Genomic DNA, 16,191 nt, shown 5'->3' on the forward strand with positions numbered 1-16,191 from the left:
GGAACGGGTGGACGATTTCCTTCGGATTAGGTGGTCGATTTCATCGGAATCCGCACGCTGAACATCAGTTGTCCGGGATACCAATGAAACAGCTCCTCCCCATCCTCTTCGGCTCGCTCCTTCTCCCCGGTCCGGTCAGTGCCGCGCTGGAGGGCTCCTTCGTTTATTTTCCCACCGCCGAGCTGGTCATCACTCCTGCCGCTGTCGGGCTGGCGTATGAGGATGTCTTCTTCACCGCTGCGGACGGCACCGCGTTGCACGGCTGGTATCTTCCCGGAGAGCCGGGCAGGCCGCTGCTGGTTTTCTGCCACGGCAATGCCGGCAACATCTCCCACCGGGTCGACAATCTGCGGCTGCTGCGTGAGCTGGGGCTGACGGTTTTCATCTTCGATTATCGCGGTTACGGGCGTAGTTCGGGTACGCTGAGCGAAGCGGGGACCTACAGCGACCTGCGCGGCGCTCTTGTCTGGTTGCGGCAGAAGGGCTGGAAGCAGGAGCAGATGGTCTATTTCGGGCGCTCCGTAGGGGCTGCGGTCGCTCTGCAGCTCGCTCTCGAGGAGCCTCCGGCAGCTCTGATTCTCGAATCGCCCTTCACCTCCATCGGGGCGATGGGCAGGCATCACTCACCGCTGCTCTGGCTGCTCGGCGGTTGGCTGCTGAATGTCCGTTACGATAGTCTGAGCAAGATATCCGATCTCAGGGTGCCGTTGATGATTCTGCATGGCGATGAGGATGAAATCGTCCCCCAGCAGATGGGGCGGCAGCTGTTCGAGCGTGCGCCGCAGCCGAAACGGTTTCATTCCCTGTCGGGGGCAGGGCACAACGACAGCTACGAGGTCGGCGGAGAGGCCTACCGGAACTGGTGGCGTGAGTTTCTGGCAGAAATACGCTGACCGACAACCGGGGGACGTTGTTAAGAAATTCACTTTCTCTCCCTCGATAATCCGGTCGTTCCTGGCTGTTATCTGCTATAACTTCAAGTCACACATCAACGCTTGCTACCCTTGTCAGGAGTCAACCCATGCCGTTGCTGAACCGAATGTCCCTGGTTATTGCTGCCGTCCTCTTTTGTTTCCCCCACCTTGCCCTTGCCGCCGGTCATGAACAGGCCGCGACAATCGGTGGCGGGCAGTCCCACCACATGAAGCCGCAGGCCTCTCAGGGTGTCCAGCTTTCCCCCGGACTACGGACACTGCTCAACCAGGAGATGGGATTGATCCAGCAGGGGGTGATGGAGCTGGTTCCGGCAATCGCGGCCGGAGACTGGGACAAGGTTACCGATATCGGCCGGAAGATCAAGGCGAGCTTTATTCTCAAGCAGAAACTGACCGCGGCCCAGAAAGAGGAGCTGCACCGGGTGCTGCCGCAGCAGTTCATCGAGATGGACATGGATTTTCACACGTCGGCGGGGATGCTGGCCCATGCGGCGGAGATGAAGAACGCGGATGTGGTCAACTTCTACCTCTACAAGATGACCACCGCCTGCGTCTCCTGCCACGGCAAATTTGCCACAGAACGCTTTCCCGGGCTGGCACAGGGCGCCGAGGAGTCCCATCATCACTGAACCAGGAAGCCGCACCCGCAGGTATCGGGGGCTGAATGATTTTACGCGCCATCAGCCCCCGCCGCCCGGATCGATCGCCAGAAATTCCCCCTGCGCCATCATCTCCCACCTCAGGTTGTCATCCAGCGGCTCGGATGAAACCAGGCAGGAGTTTTCCGCGTAAGCCTTGTGGAGCGAGTAGTAGTCTGGTTCCCTGGTGTAATCCCGGTAGGCGAAGAGTTTGCGGCTGTCGCTGAACAGGCAGTTCAGGGCCGAAAACCTGTGCTTCTGCCGGATCAATGCCGCCGTCGCGAGAAAATCCCGCCCCAGGTCCCCTGTCGTCCCGCTCATGACGTGATAGAAGAAGACCTCCGTGTCACGGGCATCAGCCCTGAGCCCCGGCAGGGTGATGTCGGGGAGCAGCCCCTGGTAGTCGTAGACCACGCCGTTGTGAAAAAATACCGTGTCGCCGAGGAAGAACGGGTGGGCGTGGCGGGTGCTGGAAGTATTGGTCCAGGCCGATTTGCGCAGGTGCAGGATCATCACCGGCGAGGTCCGGGCTTTCTCCAGCAGGCCGATGACCTGATCGGTCTCGTCGAGCAGGCTGGCGCCGCTCTTGCGCACCACCAGCTCACCGTTCCGGTAGAAGGCCAGCCCCCAGCCGTCCTCGTGGCCGGGCGGGTCTTCGGCCATTACCATGCCGGTCCGCGCGAGTTGGCAGAAGCGGGCGACGATCCGCGCGTGCTTCGCGTAATTGAAATTGGTGATCCCCAGAACTCTGCACATCAGAAAAACCACCGGGTCACGATGATCGCGATCACGATGCCGATGAAATCCGCCACCAGGCAGACCGGCACCAGGTAGCGGGTTTTGCGGATGCCGACGGCGCCGAGGTAGACGGCCAGCACGTAAAAGGTGGTTTCGGCGCTGCCCATGATGACCGCCGACATGTGGGTGGCCAGGGAGTCGGGTCCGGCGGTCTGGACGATGTCGGTGAAGAGGGCGGTCGAAGCGCTGCCGGAGAGCGGCTTGATGATCGCCATCGAGACCGCCTCGATGGGGATTTCGAGAAAACCGAACAGGCTGTAGAAGGCGTCCCGCAGCGCGTCGAAGGCTCCCGAGGCCTGGAATCCCTTGATGGCGACGAAGATGGTCAGCAGGTAGGGGAATATCTTCAGGATGATCGCCGGCCCTTCCTTGGCCCCGGCGACGAAGGAGTCGTAGACCCGGACCTTCTTGAAAGAGCCGTACAGCACCGTGAAGAGGATGAACAGCGGAATGATCAGCAGCGAGAGGTATTCCAGCGTCTTGATCATCGGAATACCCTCCGGAACGCGGCGAGGACCAGCAGCGCCGTCAGGGTCGAGATGGCGGTGGCGATCAGCACCGGCAGGACCACCGCGGCCGGGTTGCTGCTGCCGTAGCCGGCGAGGATGCCGATCACCGAGAAGGGGATCAGCTGAATGCTGGCGGTGTTGATGACGATGAAGGTCATCATCTCCGGGGTGATGGTTCCCTGCTCCTCGTTGAGGCTGTCGAGGTCCTGCATCGCCTGGATTCCCAGCGGGGTGGCGGCGTTGCCGAGCCCGAACAGGTTGGCCAGCACGTTGAGAGTGATGGCGGTGATGGAGGGATGATCGCCGGGGATGTTCAGGAACAGGCGGCAGATAATCGGCTTGAACAGGTGGGCGATGCGGTAGATCAGTCCGGAGTCCTCGAGAATGCGGGTGATCCCCATCCAGACCGAGACGATGCCGAGCAGGTAGAGCGAGACTTCCACCGCCGCCTTGGCGCCATCGAAAATCGATTTGGTAAACGCCTCCAGGTGTCCGGTAACAATGGCGAAAACGATGCTGACGCAGATCATGACCAGCCAGAGGACATTCATCGATTGCCTCCGGGGAAGGCCATGTCGCGGATCAGCAGCTGCCCGCGCTCCGTATCCAACTCAACCTCGGCGCCGATCGGCAGGGTGAGTTTGTTGGCGACGTGGCCGATGTTGGGGCAATGCACCACCGGGAAATCCAGCTCCATCTGCGAAGCCAGGATCTCGTAGACCCGCCGGCTGCGGATGCCGCGGAAATCGCCGAGTATCAGCGCCCTGATCCCGGCAAACCTGCCGGCCAGGATCCACTGGGTCAGGTAGCGGTCGACCTCGTGCAGCTTCTCATCGACATCCTCGAAAAACAGGATCGAACCCCGCGTGTCGATCTCCCAGTCGGTGCCGATCAGGGCGGTCAGGGTGATCAGGTTGCCCCCTTTCAGAACCCCGGTGGCGGCTCCTGGCTGATAGACCGTGAGGCGGGCTCCCTTGAACAGGTCCTTCTGCGGATAGCCGTTGACGGCGTTGCGCAGCGACTTCAGGGTGAAGGGCGTGGGCGCGTCGAGGTTGATCAGCATCGGCGCGTGCAGGGTCACCAGACCGGTACGCTCGTAGATCGGATTGAGCAGGGCGCTCAGGTCGCTGAAGCCGGCGATGAGCTTGGGGTGTCTGCCGATCAGCTCGAAGTCGATCAGCTGCAGCGTCTTCATCGCGCTGTAGCCGCCGCGCAGGGCGAGGAGCATATCGATTTCCGGATCGGCGAACGCCGCGTGGAGCTGCTCGGCCTTCTCCCGCGACGAGGGGAGAGTTTCGGGGAATTGCGGATTGACGACGTTGAAGCCGAGCCGGGTGAGCTGGCTGATACCGGCAGCAAAGTCCCGCTTCTTCCGGATCAGGTAGCTGGGGGTGATGATGAAGACGTTCTTCAAGGGGAACTCTCCTCCATGCAGGGCATTGGATTGCATCCTCTACCTGAATCCGTGGGTTTCTGTTGGATGGAGAGTGCAAGTGCTTGGCCTGAATGGGTTTTTCAAAAATCTGAGGCGCACCCATAGGTTCGCTGGTGATTTTTGTAAAGCTCAGGCAGGTCAATGACTTGTGCTATCCGCCGACAAGGGACTCACGGATTCAGATTCTAACCATACTTAAAATTGGCTATCAAGACATCAAGAAAAATGGGGTGGTAGCTGGGTGTCCCGGCCGGGTTGGTTTTTAAGAACCAAAGTCGCGGGGTCGTGGCCCCGCACGCCACCTTCATCTTTTGTCTCGCCACAAAAGACGAAGCAGAAAAGGGCGGGTCCCAACTCTCCGCGCCTGCTGCGCAGGTCCCCGTGAGCGGCTGGATGAAAACCGGCCGCACGAAAACTCGCTGCGCTCAGACAGTTCGTGCGGCTGATCGGTTTTAATCCAACCGCTCCCGGCGCTGCACCATGGGACGAAAAGCGTAGGTCAAAAGCAAAGGCACAAAAAACCTGATTGGACGATGGCTTACGTCATAACCCTTGCCAAACGGGCTTAGTCGCGTCACCATGGATTGAAATGATTCTTTTTAAAATACTTAAACCGACATTCCTCATATTCTTCCTGATGATCACTCTGGCCCCGGCCGCGGACCGGGTTAACCTCGGCCGCTGGAGTGACGCCGAACTGGCGCGGATCATCACGGCGGGACACCGGCTTGAGTCGCCGGGTGAGCAGATTGTGGCCCTCTCCAGCCACTTCCTCGCGACCCCCTATGTCGCGAACAGCCTGGTCGGCGGACCGCGGACCGCGGAGCGGCTGGTCATCAACCTGGCGGGGTTCGACTGTTTTACCTTCCTCGACACGGTCGAAGCCCTGCGCCGCGCGTCCGGCCCGGCCGATTTCCCCGTACAGTTGCGACAGGTCCGTTATCGTGTCGGCAAGGTGGCCTATAAGAACCGTCGGCACTTTTTCAGCGACTGGGTCGCCGGAGCTGACACGGAGATCGTCGATGTGACCGCAACCGTGGGGCAGGGCAGATCCCGGGTTGTGACTAAGCAGCTCAATCTCAAGGATGACGGTGGTCGTTGGCTGCCGGGGATTTCCGTCAGGCGGCGGGAGATCGTCTATATCCCTACGAGCGGCATTGACGGCAACGTCCTGTCAGCCCTGCGGGCGGGCGATTATGTCGGCATTTACAGCGATAAGGCGGGCCTCGATGTCAGCCATACCGGGCTGCTGGTGAAGGAGGGGGAGCGTTTCCTGCTGCGTCATGCCTCATCGCGCGACGGTGTCAGGCGAGTCGTTGATGTCGATCTGCCGGCGTACCTGCAGGGGAAACCGGGGCTGGTGGTCTATCGCGCCAGGTAGGGTGGGCGGCCGGAGAGGTAGCCGCGGCCTTGAAGCACCCCCGGAAATGGAAAAGCCGGCTCCCGCTGCGGGGAACCGGCTTTCTCAATTTTTCATGCTTCGGATCGTCGGCTCATTCGGCCAGCACGAACTTGCCGTTTTTGACCTGGACCATCACCATCGAATCGACGCCCAGGCCGTTGTGATCCTGCGGGGTAATGTTGTAGGTACCGGAAATCCCGACGTAGCCCCTGGTATTTTCAATCGCGGCGCGCAGCTTTTCGGGATCGGTGCCGACCTTCTTCATCGCATTGGCGACGATGGTGATCGCGTCCCAGGCGTAGCCGGAGTGGGTGTTGATCGGGAACTGCTTGTCGTAGCCCTTTTCCTTGTAGAGGCGGATGAACTCCTGGATGACCGGTTTTTGCGGATCGCTGTCAGGCAGCTCGTTCACCACCATCAGCTTGGTCGCCGGCATCCGGTCCCCTTCGCTGGCCTTGCCGGCCAGTTCGATATATTTCGGGTCGGGCAGGCCGTGGCACTGGAAGAGCGGCAGGTCGATGCCGAGCTGGACCTTGTTTTTGGCGATGATCGACCCGGCCGGCCCGATGGTCCAGGCGATCAGCGCCTGGGGGTTGGCGTTGCGGGCCTTGGTCAACTGGGAGGTCATATCGGTATCGCGGGTGCCGAAGGATTCCTGGCTGACAATCTCGATGCCGTACTCAGGGGCCAGCTTCTTCATCCAGCGGGCGCCGTCCTTGCCGAAGCCGTCGGCGGCGTTCAGCAGAGCCACCCGGGTCAGGCCCTTTTCCTTCAGGTAGATGAACAGGCGCTCGACGGCGATACTGGAGCGCTGGGGGGATTTGAACACCCAGTCAAAAGGTCCGAAGCGGTCGCCGCCCATGATCACCGGATCTCCGCCCACGGTCATGAAGATCGGCACCCGGCCTTTATGGACAACCTTTTTGACACTCATGCCGGTGTCGGTCAGGGTCGGTCCGATGATCGCCTTGACATGCTCCTTGTAGATGAATTTCCTGGCGATGGATGTCGCCTTGGTCGGGTTTGCTTCAGTGTCGGCGAGGACCAGCTGCAGCTTTTTGCCGTTGATGCCGCCCTCGGCGTTGATCTTGTCGACCACCATCTCGGCGACCAGCTTGGTCGGGGTGCCGATGAAGGCGGCGCGCCCGGACTGGTCGAAGAAGGCGCCGATCTTGATGCTGTCGGCGGCCAGCAGCGGCGTTGCCGTCAACAGCAGAGTGATCAGAACTCCCATCATTCTTTTCATTGCAGATCTCCTTTGCAGAAAATTTCAAACCACGCGGGCCGGTACACAGCCGGGCCGCCTCCACCATAGCCCAGTCACGCGGGTTAAACAATCTCATCCTGAATCCGGGTATCAAACACCCGCCGGCTTTTTCGTTCCGAGCGCGGCAGCTCCCCGTAGTCGACCAGCTCAATATCCACCGAGACCAGCAGCTGTTTCTTGATCTGGTGGACGGCCTCGTGGATCAGTTCCGCGCCCCGCTCCCGGCTGACCCCCTCGGCTCGTTCGACGACCAGGCGCATATGGTCGCGTCCCGAACTTTCACCGCGGGTCAGGTGGATCTGGTATTCCGACCCCAGGCCGGGGACCGCGGAGAGGATGGTGTCGATGCTTGAGGGGTAGATGTTGACGCCGCGGAATTTGATCGTGTCGTCGGAGCGGCCCTTGATCCGCGAATGTCTGGGCAGCAGGGAACCGCAGGCGCACCTGCCGGGGATGATACGGGTGATGTCGCGGGTCCGGTAGCGGATCAGCGGCGCGCCCTCCTTGGCCAGGGTGGTGACCACCATTTCGCCCCATTCGCCCTCCGGGACCGGCTGCAGGGTCTCGGGGTCAAGGATTTCGAGGATGTAGTAATCTCCCCAGTAGTGGATGCAGTCATGCTCGCCGCACTCGATCCCGGTGCCCGGGCCATAGAGCTCGGTCAGGCCGGTGATGTCAAACAGCTCGGCCCCGCCGAACAGTTCGGAGATCTTGCGGCGCATCGAACGGCTGGAGCGTTCGGAGCCGTAGATGATCTTGTTGACCGCGATCTTGTCGGCGATGCCGCGATGGTGAATCTCTTCGGCCATCAGCAGCGCCATCGAGGCGGTGGAGCAGAAGACCGTCGACTGGAAATCGAGCAGGAACTGGATCTGCATATCGATATTGCCGGGACCGACCGGCACCGCCAGGGCGCCGACCTTTTCACAGCCGAGCTGAAAGCCCATCCCCGCCGTCCAGACGCCGTAGCCGACCGCGATCTGTACCCGGTCGAGGGGCGTCACCCCGGCCATCTGGTAGCAGCGGGCGAAGAACCGGGTCCAGTCATCAAGGTCCTTCTGGGTGTAGCACAGCACTTTGCGTTTGCCGGTGGTGCCGGAGCTGGCATGGACACGTACGACCTGTTCAAAGGGCACCGAGCGCAGGGGGAAGGGGTAGCCTTCACGCAGGTCGTCGGCGGTGGTGAAGGGCAGCCGCCGCAGGTCATCGAGGGATTGGATGCTGTCCGGGGTTATCCCGGCCTGATCGAGTCTGTTTCGATAAAAGGCGCTGCCCTCAAAGGCGTGGCGGACGGTCCACTGCAGGCCGCGCAGCTGGTGGTCCTTGAGTTCTTCTTCCGAGTTAAACTCCGGCATGAAATTCTGTTGGCGCATATCAGGTTTCTCCAGACGGATATTGGTCAGGCCGGCCGCCCCCAGGCGGCTGGCGGCCGGATTGCTGTTGCTGGCGGAGCCGAGGAAGGCCGCGCGCAAAACCGGGTCGCCCAGCAGTTCGCGGGCAGCCCCTTTTTCGATCACCCGGCCGTTGGCCAGCAGGCAGGCGTTGTCTGCCGCCGACAGGGCGCGGGCGGCGTTCTGCTCGACCAGCAGGATGCTGGTGCCCGCGCGGGACAGTTGGTGAATAATGGCAAAGATCTCGTCGGTCATCAATGGCGCCAGGCCGAGGCTCGGTTCGTCGAGCAGCAGCAGTTTCGGTCGGGCCATCAGCGCCCGGCCCATCGCCAGCATCTGCTGCTCGCCGCCGGAGAGAGTGCCGGCCGGCTGCTCCCGGCGCTCACCCAATTTGGGGAAGCGCTGGTAGATTTCGTCGCAGCGGGCCCGCAGCTCTTTTCTGCCCGGTTTCTGCACCAGGGCGCCGAGTTCCAGGTTTTCCCGCACGCTGAGATCGGGAAAGACCTCGCGGCCTTCCGGGGAGAGGGCCAGGCCGTTGCGCACCATCTGCGCCGGGCTGCAGGCAGTGACATCCCTGCTGTCGAGCAGGATGCGTCCCCCGCTCGGGCAGAGAAGGCCCATGATGCACTTGAGCAGGGTACTCTTGCCGGCCCCGTTGGCGCCGACCAGTGCCAGGGTTTCTCCCGCCGCCATCTCCAGGTCGATGTCGAACAGCGCCTGGGCGGCGCCGTAATGGGCGTTGAGGTTTTCAATCCTGAGCATCTTCAGGCCGTCGCCTCCATCTGCCCGAGGTAGGCTTCCAGTACCAGCGGGTTGCTGCGGACCTCATCCGGGGTGCCGCGGGCGATGCAGCGTCCGCTGTCGAGGACCACGACCTGGTCGGCGATCCCCATCACCAGCTCCATGTCGTGTTCGACCAGCAGCAGGGTCTGACCGGCGCCGCGCAGTCGCTTCAGCTGCTCGCCGATGGCGGCGGTCTCGTCGGCATTGAGGCCGGCGACCGGCTCATCGAGCAGCACCAGTTGCGGTTCGGCAACGCAGGCGCGCGCCAGTTCGACCCGTTTCTTGTCACCGTAAGCCAGCACCGCGACCGGCAACCGGGCCTTGTCGGCCAGGCCGAAGCGGTCGAGGGCCTCAAGGGCGCGCAGTTTCAGCTGGCGTTCACGATGCCGCAGGTAGGGCAGTCGCAGCATCGCCATGGTCAGCGAGCGGCCTGCCTCGCAGGTCAGGCCGGTAAGGACATTGTCGAGCACCGAGAGACGCGGAAAGAGTTTCAGGTTCTGAAAGGTGCGGGCGATGCCGAGGCGGGCAATGGCATGCGGCGGTCGCCCCACCAGCTGCTGTGCAGCAAAGCGGATCGACCCCGAGGTCGGCTCCAGAACCCCGGTGACACAGTTGATCAGGGTGCTTTTTCCCGCGCCGTTCGGGCCGATCAGGGCTGTCACCCGACCGCGCGGCACGGAAAAACAGACACGGTCGAGGGCCGGCAGACCGCCGAATTTTTTGCTGACCTCGTCAAGATGCAGCATTTTTCTGTCCCTTCAGAACCCATCGATTTCTGATCATTTCATACAGCCCGGTCATCAGGCCGCGGGGCAGAAACATCAGGATCAGGACCAGCACCAGGCCGTGAACAAGATCCTTGTAGTTTTCAAAGACATCGATCCATTCCGGCAGCAGGGTCAGCAATCCGGCGCCGATCAGCGATCCCCAGATTGATCCCATGCCGCCGACCACGACCATGATCGCCAGGTCGGTCGAGGCGAAAATGTCGAAGGAATCGGGGCTGATGAAACTGTAGCAATGGGCAAACAGGCTGCCGGCAATCGAGGCGAAGACCGCCGAGAGGACAAAGACCTTGATCTTGGCGCGCCGGGTATCGACACCCAGCGCGGCGGCGGCCGTTTCATCCCCGGCCAGCGCCGCCAGGCCGCGACCGACCCCGCTGCGCACCAGGTTCAGGGCCAGCAGCAGCGCCAGCAGGGCAAAACTCCAGAGCAGGTAGTGCAGGCGGACTTCATCATCGAAGACAAAACCGCCGATGCTCAGGAAGGGGATGCCGGGAAAACCGCTCGGGCCGCCGGTGACCTGGTCCCACTGCAGCATGACGGTGTGGACGACGATGTTGCCGCCGAGGGTGGCCATGGCCAGGTAGTGGCCACTGAGGCGCAGGGTCGGAACCCCGACCAGCAGCGCCACCAGGGCGACCAGCAGCGCCACGCCGGCCATGGCCGGCCAGGCGGGCAGGCCGAAGGTCACGGTCGCAATCGCCGAACCGTAGGCGCCGAGGCCGAAGAAGGCCGCGTGGCCCAGCGAAATCTGCCCGGCGTAGCCGATGAACAGGTTGAGCCCGACGACGATGATTACGTAGATGGCAATCAGGTTGGTCAGACCGAGGGTGTAGGGGTTGTCTTCAAACAGCGGGAACAGAACCAGCGCCAGGGTCAGGCCGGTGACCGTCAGGCCGGTACGATGCAGGTAGATAAAATAGAGAATTTTCTCTTTGGCGGTCATTGGTTGCGATTCAATCCCTGATGAAACGCTTCAAGGTTCTGCCGGACAAATTTCCGCGGCGCCAGCTGCCGGATCGCCGTTTCACATTCTTCGACACTGCAGAACAGCGCCTGCTGCCTGACCGCCAGCCCGAGCAGCACCAGGTTGGCCAGCACCGCGTTGCCCAGATCGCGGGCGATCGCCGAGGCGTCGATCCGGTCTCCCGGCCCCGCGCTGGCGGCGTTGAGATAGAGCCTGCCCTCCGGCTTGAGCAGCGCCCGGTGAACCGACAGGTTCTCCTCCCACAGCAGCAGACCCAGGTCCGCCTGCCCGGCGCGGATCAGCGGACTGGCGAAGTTGCCGACCTTGATGGTCGAGAGGACGGTGCCGCCGCGCTGGGCCATGCCGTGGGTTTCGGAGGTCAGCACCGGGAGGCCCCGATTGACAGCCGCCTGGGCGATGACCCGGGTCAGGAACAGCACCCCCTGGCCGCCGATGCCGCTGACGATGATCTGCTGTTTCATTCCTCCCCCTCCCTGATGATCGCGTCGACCGGGCAGACCGGAATGCAGGTGCCGCAGCCGATGCAGCGGTCCGGGTTGACCCGGGCGATATTCTGTTCGCTGTCCATCGACAACGCCGGGCATTCAAAGGCGTCGACGCATCTGCGGCAGCCCACGCAGCTCTCTTTGATGCTCACTTGCCAGCTCGGCTGGGCCTTGCGGACCGCGGGGTCCATGATGCAGCCATGCCGCGAGATCAGCACCGCCACGCCGCCCCGGTCACTGCGAATGTAGCTGTCGGCCTGCCTGAGCAGCTGTTCGAGACGCGGCTTGTCGTAGGGGTCGCAGATTTCCAGGAAATCGACCCCGCTGGCCCTGACCAGGGGTTCGATGGCCACCGCCCGGGTCTTTCGGCCGTCCGCGGCGAGGCCCAGGTGCGGTACCGGCTGACCGCCGGTCATGGCGGTGGTGGCGTTGTCGAGGATCACGACGATGATGCGTGCCTGCTGGATCACGGCGTTGATCAGCGCCGGGATGCCGGCATGGAAGAAGGTCGAGTCGCCGATGGTGACGACAATGGTCGGAAATTCGCCGTCCTGGGCATATGACTGGTAGAAGCCGACTCCCTGGCTGATGCAGGCCCCCATGCAGTGAACGGTATCGACCGCGCCCAGGTTCAGCCCCAGGGTGTAGCAGCCGATATCCGAAGGAAAGATGCCCTTGGGAAAACACTGCCTGATGCTGTAGAACGCGGCGCGATGTGGACAGCCGGGGCAGAGCGAGGGGCGCTGACCGCGCTTTTGCGCCGGCAGCTCCGGCGGCGCGGGCAGGTCGAGAAACTCGGCCAGAACCCGGTGAATGATGTCCGGGGTCAGCTCCCCCTCGCGCGGAACGGCGCCGCCCTGCTTGCCGACCGTGCCGGGGTGGGCGAGTTGCAGCTCGATGACCGGGTAGGTTTCTTCCAGCACCAGCACCCGGCTGTAGTCCCGCCGCAACCGGGCGCTGAACTCGGGATTGAGCGGGTAGGGCATCAGCACCTGGAAAAGGTCGACCCGGCCGTTCAGGTTCAGTTCGTCCAGCAGGTCGACCAGGTGAGCGTAGGCGATCCCTGAAGCGACCAGCGCGACGCGCGGCCGGCTACCGTCCCCCTTCGTCAGGCGTGGCTGCAGCCCCGGTTCGCGGGCGATTTTCTCCAGGTTGGCGTTGAGCCTGCGGTGCAGCGGGGGGAGAAAGGCCGGGGTCGCCGCCCAGCGGGTCGGATCTTTCTCAAAGTTGGCGCCACGCTCCAGTTTGAGTGGCTTCTGCCGCTCAACATTCTGGCGTGAATGGCAGATGCGGGTGGTCGGCCGCAGCACCAGGTTCATTTCATACTTTTCCGACAGCTCAAAGGCCTGCGGTACCAGTTCTTTTGCTTCAGCCGGGCTGGCGGGGTCGAGGACCGGGACCCGGGCCTGCAGGCAGAAGAGGCGGGTATCCTGCTCATTCTGCGAACTGTGCGGGCCGGGGTCGTCGGCGACGATGGTCAGCATCCCGCCCTTGACGCCCAGGTAGGCGGTGCGCATGAAGGGGTCGGCGGCGACGTTGAGGCCGACCTGTTTCATCACCGCTACCGAGCGCTTGCCGGTATAGCTGGCAGCCAGGGCGACCTCGAAGGCAATCTTCTCATTCACCGACCATTCGATGTGCAGTGGCTCCGCGGCCTGCTCCCGGTGATCGATGACCGCCTGCAGGATCTCGGTTGACGGGGTGCCGGGATAGGCGGCGGCGATCTGGCAGCCGGCTTCGATCAGCCCCCGGCCGATGGCTTCGTTGCCCATCAGCAGTTCGATCTGTTGTTTCATCTTGGTTATGACCTCCCCAACAGCCCTTTCGGGCGGATAAACAGCACCAGCAGCAGCACGACGAAGGCCACCACGTCCTTGTAGGCGCTCGACAGGTAGCCGGCTGACAGCGATTCCAGCAGCCCGAGGCCGACGCCGCCGAGAATGGCCCCGGGGAAGGAGCCGAACCCGCCGAGGATGGCGGCGGCGAATCCCTTCAATCCGAGCAGTACGCCGACATCGTAGCTGAGGGTGGTGATCGGTGTGACCAGCACGCCGGCCAGACCGCCGAGGGCGCCGGCCAGCGCGTAGCTGGTCATCCTGATCCTCCCCGGCGGGATGCCGACCACCGCAGCGGCGGTCGGGTTGCTGGCGACGGCGCGCATCGACAGCCCCAGCGAGGTGCGGTAAAAAAACCAGGTCAGCAGGCCGATGGCGACACAGGTCAGCAGCAGCAGCCACAGGGCCTGGGGAAGAACCGTCGCTCCGAGGATGCTGATTGGTTCATCCGGGGTCAACGGGGGCAGGGCCATGCGGTTTTTGCCCCAGATCAGCTTCATGACCCCGCGCAGGATAATCGACAGGCCGACGGTCAGGAAAATCAGCACCAGGTGATGGTCGGAGCGCGCCGGCCGCAGGCCGACCCGTTCGACCAGCATCGCCAGCAGTGCCACCCCGGTCACCGCCAGCAGCAGACCCGGCACCATCGGCAACCCGGCGGCAAACAGGGCCGAGAACATCAGCATGCCGCCGAGCGAAACGAAATCGACCTGGACGAAATTGACAATCCCCATGGTGTTGCTGACAACACAGAACCCGAGTGCGATCAGGGCGTAGACCGCCCCACTGGTGAGGCCGGAGAAGATGAATTGCAGCAGGTCCTGGGTGGTGTGCACGGAGATTTTCTCCCTGTCCTGAATCAGTGGCTTGTGCTGTCCACCGACAAGGGACTTACTGATTCAGGCCTGTAAAAGGGCTAGGGTAGGGTACACGGATTGGAAGGTCAAGAAAACAACCCTCTGTTTGTCGCGGGATTGTTCAGCGGGTGAAGGTCTTTTCGCTTCAACAAACCTCCAGCGGCGTCATTTTTCTGCGGCATCAATGGGGTCTGTTGCCCCGGGAGATCATGTTCAAACGGACTGCAATCAATGGATGGCTTCGCCCGCCCGCTGTTTTTCAACCTGCTGCCAGCCCTTGGCCCGCATGCAGACGCGGAAGGCGCTTCGGGCGGCCCTGACGTAGCCCGGATAGTCGTAGTAGCTGTAGCCGAAGCTGTGGCGGTAGGCAAAGGGGTAGCCATAGTAGTAGGGCCGGTTGTAGTATCTGCCGTAATAGGGTGGATAATCGACGCTGTGCCAGGTTTCGTCCTGGACGATCTCGTCGCAGGTTCTCTCGGCCTGCAGGCGTTCTTTCTCCCCCAGTCCTGACGGATGCTGCCAGGTCAGGTAACTGCCCCCGGAGCAGGCCGTAAGCAGCAATGCCAGTAACAGCGGCGTGATGTTTTTCATCGCAGTACCTCCACGGTAGAGATAAAGAACCGACATTTCGCCCGGCTTTCGTTTGTTTCCATTGTACCGCGGATGGTGGATGTGGTGCTGTGGTAGAGTCCCCGTGCAAGTGAGACCCTCTGAAAAAGGAGTCCCGATGGCCCTGACCGCCACCATCTTTAAAGTATCCCTCTCCATCTCTGATATGGACCGCAATCATTACGCCGAGTACCCACTGACCCTGGCGCGCCATCCTTCCGAAACCGACGAACGGATGATGGCGCGGCTGCTGGCTTTTGCTCTCCATGCCGATGAGCGGCTTGAATTTACCCGGGGATTGTGCGTCGATGATGAGCCGGCCCTGTGGCTGAAAAGCCTGACCGGGGAGATCGAACTGTGGATCGAGGTCGGCCTGCCGGACGAACGTCGGCTGCGCAAAGCCTGCGGGCGGGCGGACAAGGTTGTCCTCTACTGCTATGGCGGCCGTGCCGTCGATCTCTGGTGGCAGCGCAACCAGGCCGCCCTGCAGCGTTACGCCAACCTGGCGGTGATCGAGCTGCCAGCCGAGGCGACACAGGCGCTGGCCGCGCTGGCCGCGCGCGGCATGCAACTGCAGGTCAGCATCCAGGACGGTGGGATATGGCTGAGCAATGAATCGGAGACCCTCGCCATCTCCCCGCGGCCGCGCAAGCAGGCTGCGCACTGATTCAGCTCAAAAAGACCTGAATCAGTGCGTCCCTTGTCGGCGGACAGCACAAGTCATTAATCTGCCTGAGCTTCCCAAAAATCACCAGCGAACCTATGGGTGCGCTTCAGATTTTTGAAAATCTCATTCAGACCGAGCACTTGCACTTTCCATCCAACAGGAACTCACTGATTCAGGAAAGAATTTTCCACCACCAGCTCTGCGAGGGGCAGTTGGCCCGGTTTCGGCCAGGAATCCTTGACCTTTTGACCGATAGCGATCATCGGTCCCATGACATGATCGGCAGGCAGGTTGATCAGTTCGGCCACCTTCTTGATGTCGAAGCCGATCATCGGACAGCTGTCGTACCCCATCGCTTTGGCGGCCAGCATGATGGTCTGCATGGCAATGCCGATGGAGCGCTGAGCCTCGTCGCGCTGCAGCCATTCGCGCCCTTCGTGGAAGGGGCCCATCCAGTTGACCAGTATTTCGCAGACCTCCGGCGGGGCGTTCTGCCAGTAGCGGAGGGGGTCCTTCTTCCAGGCCAGCAGGTCGGCGGTCATGATGATCAGCAACGAGGCATCGGTGATCTGCGCCTGGTCGTTGCCGAACTCGTCGCGGATCTTCCGTCGCAGGGCCGGATCACGCACCAGAACAAAGCGCCAGTGCTGGATGTTGAAGCTGGTCGGCGCCTGGATCGCGGCCTGCAGCAGTTTGAGTTCTTCTTCGCGGGTCATCCGGTGGGTCGGGTCGAAATGCTTGATGGCGCGACGCTGATAGATGGCGTCAAAGGTATCCATGGCAATCTCCTTGAACAGGTGGCCGGGG

The 16,191-nt window shown here is 62.2% G+C and carries 17 protein-coding genes; 4 read left to right on the plus strand and 13 right to left on the minus strand.

What is annotated here, in order from left to right; all coding sequences use genetic code 11:
• Positions 1 to 83 precede the first annotated feature (83 nt).
• Positions 84 to 893 carry an alpha/beta hydrolase gene (locus tag C2E25_RS13795; RefSeq protein ID WP_103116315.1) on the plus strand — a complete coding sequence of 270 codons (810 nt, stop codon included), beginning with the start codon at positions 84 to 86 and terminating at the stop codon, positions 891 to 893.
• Positions 894 to 1,021: 128 nt separating this feature from the next.
• A complete protein-coding gene (locus C2E25_RS13800) occupies positions 1,022 to 1,564 on the plus strand; it encodes a hypothetical protein (protein WP_103116316.1) in 543 nt (180 codons plus the stop codon).
• Positions 1,565 to 1,615: 51 nt separating this feature from the next.
• On the opposite strand, the gene C2E25_RS13805 is transcribed toward C2E25_RS13800, so the two are convergent.
• From C2E25_RS13805 to C2E25_RS13820, 4 genes are read right to left on the minus strand one after another with little or no spacing between them, the layout of a single operon-like run.
• Positions 1,616 to 2,329, minus strand: coding sequence for a class II glutamine amidotransferase (locus C2E25_RS13805; RefSeq protein WP_103116317.1), 714 nt, complete (start codon positions 2,327 to 2,329; stop codon positions 1,616 to 1,618).
• Entirely contained in the window at positions 2,329 to 2,859 is a 531-nt protein-coding gene (locus C2E25_RS13810; protein ID WP_103116318.1) for a spore maturation protein, read from the minus strand. The genes C2E25_RS13805 and C2E25_RS13810 overlap by 1 nt, the downstream gene beginning before the upstream one ends.
• Positions 2,856 to 3,431, minus strand: a complete 576-nt coding sequence (locus C2E25_RS13815) for a nucleoside recognition domain-containing protein (RefSeq protein ID WP_103116319.1) — start codon at positions 3,429 to 3,431, stop codon at positions 2,856 to 2,858. Before C2E25_RS13815 ends, C2E25_RS13810 begins: the two co-directional genes overlap by 4 nt.
• On the minus strand, positions 3,428 to 4,294 hold the full coding sequence (locus C2E25_RS13820) for a S66 peptidase family protein (protein WP_103116320.1): 867 nt from the start codon (positions 4,292 to 4,294) through the stop codon (positions 3,428 to 3,430). The genes C2E25_RS13815 and C2E25_RS13820 overlap by 4 nt, the downstream gene beginning before the upstream one ends.
• A gap of 610 nt (positions 4,295 to 4,904) precedes the next feature.
• Here C2E25_RS13820 and C2E25_RS13825 point away from each other — a divergent pair.
• The gene (locus tag C2E25_RS13825; protein WP_103116321.1) at positions 4,905 to 5,696 is read left to right on the plus strand and encodes an N-acetylmuramoyl-L-alanine amidase-like domain-containing protein; all 792 of its coding nucleotides are present in this window, start codon (positions 4,905 to 4,907) and stop codon (positions 5,694 to 5,696) included.
• Between the two features lie 112 nt (positions 5,697 to 5,808).
• Here the strand turns inward: C2E25_RS13825 and C2E25_RS13830 are convergent, their stop codons facing one another.
• The 8 genes from C2E25_RS13830 to C2E25_RS13865 form a co-directional block, all read right to left on the minus strand.
• Positions 5,809 to 6,963 (minus strand): ABC transporter substrate-binding protein, encoded by a 1,155-nt coding sequence (locus C2E25_RS13830; protein WP_103116322.1) that lies wholly within the window; start codon positions 6,961 to 6,963, stop codon positions 5,809 to 5,811.
• 83 nt (positions 6,964 to 7,046) lie between these two features.
• Positions 7,047 to 9,137 carry an ATP-binding cassette domain-containing protein gene (locus C2E25_RS13835; RefSeq protein WP_103116323.1) on the minus strand — a complete coding sequence of 697 codons (2,091 nt, stop codon included), beginning with the start codon at positions 9,135 to 9,137 and terminating at the stop codon, positions 7,047 to 7,049.
• 2 nt (positions 9,138 to 9,139) lie between these two features.
• A complete protein-coding gene (locus C2E25_RS13840) occupies positions 9,140 to 9,904 on the minus strand; it encodes an ABC transporter ATP-binding protein (protein WP_103116324.1) in 765 nt (254 codons plus the stop codon).
• The gene (locus C2E25_RS13845) at positions 9,891 to 10,889 is read right to left on the minus strand and encodes a branched-chain amino acid ABC transporter permease (protein WP_103116325.1); all 999 of its coding nucleotides are present in this window, start codon (positions 10,887 to 10,889) and stop codon (positions 9,891 to 9,893) included. Before C2E25_RS13845 ends, C2E25_RS13840 begins: the two co-directional genes overlap by 14 nt.
• Positions 10,886 to 11,392, minus strand: coding sequence for a 2-oxoacid:acceptor oxidoreductase family protein (locus tag C2E25_RS13850; protein ID WP_103116326.1), 507 nt, complete (start codon positions 11,390 to 11,392; stop codon positions 10,886 to 10,888). Before C2E25_RS13850 ends, C2E25_RS13845 begins: the two co-directional genes overlap by 4 nt.
• Positions 11,389 to 13,212 (minus strand): thiamine pyrophosphate-dependent enzyme, encoded by a 1,824-nt coding sequence (locus C2E25_RS13855; RefSeq protein ID WP_103116327.1) that lies wholly within the window; start codon positions 13,210 to 13,212, stop codon positions 11,389 to 11,391. The genes C2E25_RS13850 and C2E25_RS13855 overlap by 4 nt, the downstream gene beginning before the upstream one ends.
• Before the next feature lie 5 nt (positions 13,213 to 13,217).
• The gene (locus C2E25_RS13860) at positions 13,218 to 14,087 is read right to left on the minus strand and encodes a branched-chain amino acid ABC transporter permease (protein ID WP_103116328.1); all 870 of its coding nucleotides are present in this window, start codon (positions 14,085 to 14,087) and stop codon (positions 13,218 to 13,220) included.
• 249 nt (positions 14,088 to 14,336) lie between these two features.
• Positions 14,337 to 14,699, minus strand: coding sequence for a hypothetical protein (locus C2E25_RS13865; protein ID WP_103116329.1), 363 nt, complete (start codon positions 14,697 to 14,699; stop codon positions 14,337 to 14,339).
• Between the two features lie 136 nt (positions 14,700 to 14,835).
• Here C2E25_RS13865 and C2E25_RS13870 point away from each other — a divergent pair, with 136 nt between their 5' ends.
• Positions 14,836 to 15,384, plus strand: a complete 549-nt coding sequence (locus C2E25_RS13870) for a YaeQ family protein (protein ID WP_103116330.1) — start codon at positions 14,836 to 14,838, stop codon at positions 15,382 to 15,384.
• Between the two features lie 164 nt (positions 15,385 to 15,548).
• Here the strand turns inward: C2E25_RS13870 and C2E25_RS13875 are convergent, their stop codons facing one another.
• Positions 15,549 to 16,163 carry a nitroreductase family protein gene (locus C2E25_RS13875; protein ID WP_103116331.1) on the minus strand — a complete coding sequence of 205 codons (615 nt, stop codon included), beginning with the start codon at positions 16,161 to 16,163 and terminating at the stop codon, positions 15,549 to 15,551.
• Between the last annotated feature and the right edge of the window lie 28 nt (positions 16,164 to 16,191).

This window comes from Geothermobacter hydrogeniphilus, from assembly GCF_002898515.1.
GTDB lineage: Bacteria > Desulfobacterota > Desulfuromonadia > Desulfuromonadales > Geothermobacteraceae > Geothermobacter_A.

What these genes read in the sequence shown, in the direction of transcription:
- C2E25_RS13830 (WP_103116322.1), bottom strand. Translation starts at nt 6,963, where the DNA reads ATGAAAAGAATGATGGGAGTTCTGATCACTCTGCTGTTGACGGCAACG.
- C2E25_RS13850 (WP_103116326.1), bottom strand. Translation starts at nt 11,392, where the DNA reads ATGAAACAGCAGATCATCGTCAGCGGCATCGGCGGCCAGGGGGTGCTG.
- C2E25_RS13825 (WP_103116321.1), top strand. Translation starts at nt 4,905, where the DNA reads ATGATTCTTTTTAAAATACTTAAACCGACATTCCTCATATTCTTCCTG.
- C2E25_RS13805 (WP_103116317.1), bottom strand. Translation starts at nt 2,329, where the DNA reads ATGTGCAGAGTTCTGGGGATCACCAATTTCAATTACGCGAAGCACGCG.
- C2E25_RS13870 (WP_103116330.1), top strand. Translation starts at nt 14,836, where the DNA reads ATGGCCCTGACCGCCACCATCTTTAAAGTATCCCTCTCCATCTCTGAT.
- C2E25_RS13855 (WP_103116327.1), bottom strand. Translation starts at nt 13,212, where the DNA reads ATGAAACAACAGATCGAACTGCTGATGGGCAACGAAGCCATCGGCCGG.
- C2E25_RS13840 (WP_103116324.1), bottom strand. Translation starts at nt 9,904, where the DNA reads ATGCTGCATCTTGACGAGGTCAGCAAAAAATTCGGCGGTCTGCCGGCC.
- C2E25_RS13875 (WP_103116331.1), bottom strand. Translation starts at nt 16,163, where the DNA reads ATGGATACCTTTGACGCCATCTATCAGCGTCGCGCCATCAAGCATTTC.
- C2E25_RS13815 (WP_103116319.1), bottom strand. Translation starts at nt 3,431, where the DNA reads ATGAATGTCCTCTGGCTGGTCATGATCTGCGTCAGCATCGTTTTCGCC.
- C2E25_RS13845 (WP_103116325.1), bottom strand. Translation starts at nt 10,889, where the DNA reads ATGACCGCCAAAGAGAAAATTCTCTATTTTATCTACCTGCATCGTACC.
- C2E25_RS13800 (WP_103116316.1), top strand. Translation starts at nt 1,022, where the DNA reads ATGCCGTTGCTGAACCGAATGTCCCTGGTTATTGCTGCCGTCCTCTTT.
- C2E25_RS13810 (WP_103116318.1), bottom strand. Translation starts at nt 2,859, where the DNA reads ATGATCAAGACGCTGGAATACCTCTCGCTGCTGATCATTCCGCTGTTC.
- C2E25_RS13835 (WP_103116323.1), bottom strand. Translation starts at nt 9,137, where the DNA reads ATGCTCAGGATTGAAAACCTCAACGCCCATTACGGCGCCGCCCAGGCG.
- C2E25_RS13795 (WP_103116315.1), top strand. Translation starts at nt 84, where the DNA reads ATGAAACAGCTCCTCCCCATCCTCTTCGGCTCGCTCCTTCTCCCCGGT.
- C2E25_RS13865 (WP_103116329.1), bottom strand. Translation starts at nt 14,699, where the DNA reads ATGAAAAACATCACGCCGCTGTTACTGGCATTGCTGCTTACGGCCTGC.